Below are 2,699 nucleotides of genomic sequence, written 5' to 3' on the forward strand. Positions count from 1 at the left end.
TTGCGTCCGGTACCCGTCGGGGTCATCGGCGAGCTCTACCTGGCGGGCGATCAGCTCGCGCGCGGTTATGTCGGCCGCTGCGAACTGACCTCCGACCGCTTCGTCGCCGACCCGTTCGCTGTGTCCACAAGGGGCACTCCCGAGGGCCCTGCGGGGTCACGCTCCGCTACCGCCTCCGGGCCCGCCGGTCGTGCCCCGGCCGGAGCCCGGATGTACCGCACCGGCGACCTGGTGCGCTGGAACCGCACCGGTGAACTGGAATATGCAGGCCGCAACGACTTCCAGGTCAAGCTGCGCGGGCTGCGTATCGAACTCGGTGAGATCGAGGCCGCGCTGACCGCGCAGGCCGGCATCGCCCAGGCGGCCGTGGTGGTCGCGGGAGCGGGGGAGCGGGCGCGGTTGCACGCCTATGTCGTGCCCGCGGCGGGTACTGCCGTCGATTCCGCCGCCGTGCTGGCGGCCGTGGGCGGTACCCTGCCCGCATATATGGTCCCGGCCGGTGTCACGGTGCTGGCGCACCTGCCGGTCAATTCCTCCGGCAAGCTCGACCGCGCGGCCTTGCCTGCCGTCGATCCCGGGGAGAAGTCCGGCTACCGCGCCCCGGCCGAAGGGGCCGAGGCCGTGGTCGCCGCCGTGATGGCCGAACTGCTGGGCCTCGATTCGCCGGGTACCGGGGCCTTCGGTGCCGATGACGACTTCTTCGCCGCCGGCGGTAACTCCCTGCTCGCCATGCGGGTGGTCGCCCGGGTCAATGCCGCCCTGGGATGCGATCTCAACGTCGCGGAAATCTTCGGCGCGCCCACCGCCGCCCTGCTGGCGCGCCTCGTGCAGGACGCACCCGACGCGACTGTGCCGGCCCTGACGGCCGGGCCGCGACCGGATCGAATTCCGTTGTCGCTGGCGCAAACTCGCATCTGGTTGTTGAACCGCATCGATCCGGATTCGGCGATGTACAACATCCCGTTCGCGCTGCGCCTGCGCGGTGATCTGGACGAGTTCGCCCTCTCCGAGGCGGTCGCCGATGTGCTGACGCGGCACGAATCGCTGCGCACGATCTTCCCCGAGGACGCCGAGGGCCCGCGCCAGCACATTCGTGCCGTCGAGGACTGCGCCGCGACCGCGCTCACGCTGCACACCGTGACTGCCGGCGAGGTGGATGCCGAACTCGCCGCCGCGGCGGCGCGCGGCTTCGACCTGCGCCACGACCTTCCGTTGCGTCTCAGCGCTTTCCGGGTCGCGCCGGACGAACACATCCTGCTCGTGGTCGTGCACCACATCGCGGCCGACGGCATATCCACCGCGCCGCTGGCCCGTGATCTGGTGACCGCGTACGCAGCGCGCCGTGCCGCGGCGGTCCCCGACTGGCAGCCGCTGCCGGTGCAGTACGCCGATTTCGCGCTGTGGCAGCACGCGGTGCTGGGGCGCGCCGACGATCCCGAATCCCGCCTGTCCCGCCAGATCGACTTCTGGCGCGCCGAGCTGGCCGACCTACCCGCCGTCGTCGACCTGCCCGGCGATCGGCCGCGGCCGGCGGTGGCCTCGGGCGCGGGAGCGGCGATCGAATTCCGCATTCCGGCCGAGCTGACCGCCGCTGTCGAGACCGTGGCCCGCCGCGCGGGCGTGTCGACCTTCATGGTGCTGCACGCGGCCTACGCCACCCTGCTCGCCACCCTGTCCGGCACCGACGACCTCGCCATCGGCACCCCGGTCGCGGGCCGGTCGGTGCAGGCACTCGACGATCTGGTCGGCATGTTCGTCAACACGCTGGTCCTGCGCACCCGGATCGGCGCGCACGAGCGGTTCGCCGAGCTGCTCACCCGGGTCCGCGATGCCGACGTGCGGGCCTTCGCGCATGCCGACCTGCCGTTCGACCGGCTGGTCGAGGAGGTGAATCCCGAACGCTCCCAGGCGTACGCGCCGATCGTGCAGGTGCTGCTGTCGTTCGAGCAGCGCTCCGGCACCGATCTGCGGCTGCCCGGGCTGGAGGTGACGGATTACCCGCTCGCCAACCCGGTGGCGCAATTCGATCTCGCACTGTCGCTGGCCGAGGTCGACGGCCCGCAGGGGCACGAACTGCAGGCGGTGCTGCGATACGCCACCGATCTGTTCGACGCGTCGACGGTGTCCGCGTTCGGGCGCCGGCTGCTGCGCGTGCTCACCGCGGTGACCGCGGACCCCGACGTCCACATCCGGGACATCGACCTGCTGGACCTGTCCGAACGGTTGCAGGTCCTCGACATCTGGAATGCGACCACCACCGAAATCGACCGCACCGCAACCCTTCCCGTGCTGTTCGACGTCCAGGCCGCGCGCACGCCGAAGGCCCCCGCGATCACCTACGCGCAGACGACGCTGACCTACGCCGAATTCGGCGCCCGCGTGAACCGGCTCGCCCGCCACCTGATCGCACAGGGGGTGGGCCCCGGATCGCTGGTGGCGCTGCATATGCGCCGTTCGCTGGAACTCGTGGTCGGCATGTACGCGACCGTCGCCGCGGGAGCCGGATACGTACCGCTGGACCCCGACCACCCCGCCGAACGCATCCGCTACGTCCTCGACACCGCGCGACCGGCCTGTGTGCTCGCCACCACCGATGCGCCGGTGCGGGCGGAGTCGGCGCCGCCGGTGCTCGACCTCGATCGGCTGGACGTGTCCGGCTATGCCGACGGTCCGCTGACGGATGTGGAACGGCTGGGCAA

Annotated in this window: 1 protein-coding gene; it reads left to right on the forward strand. The window is 71.4% G+C overall.

Annotated elements, in window-relative coordinates; all coding sequences use genetic code 11:
* Positions 1-2,699, forward strand: a 2,699-nt coding sequence (locus tag NK1_RS33095) for a condensation domain-containing protein (protein ID WP_157104569.1), incomplete at both ends; no start/stop codon positions are given.

The sequence above is a fragment of the Nocardia kruczakiae NBRC 101016 genome, from assembly GCF_001612965.1.
GTDB classification, from domain to species: domain Bacteria; phylum Actinomycetota; class Actinomycetes; order Mycobacteriales; family Mycobacteriaceae; genus Nocardia; species Nocardia kruczakiae.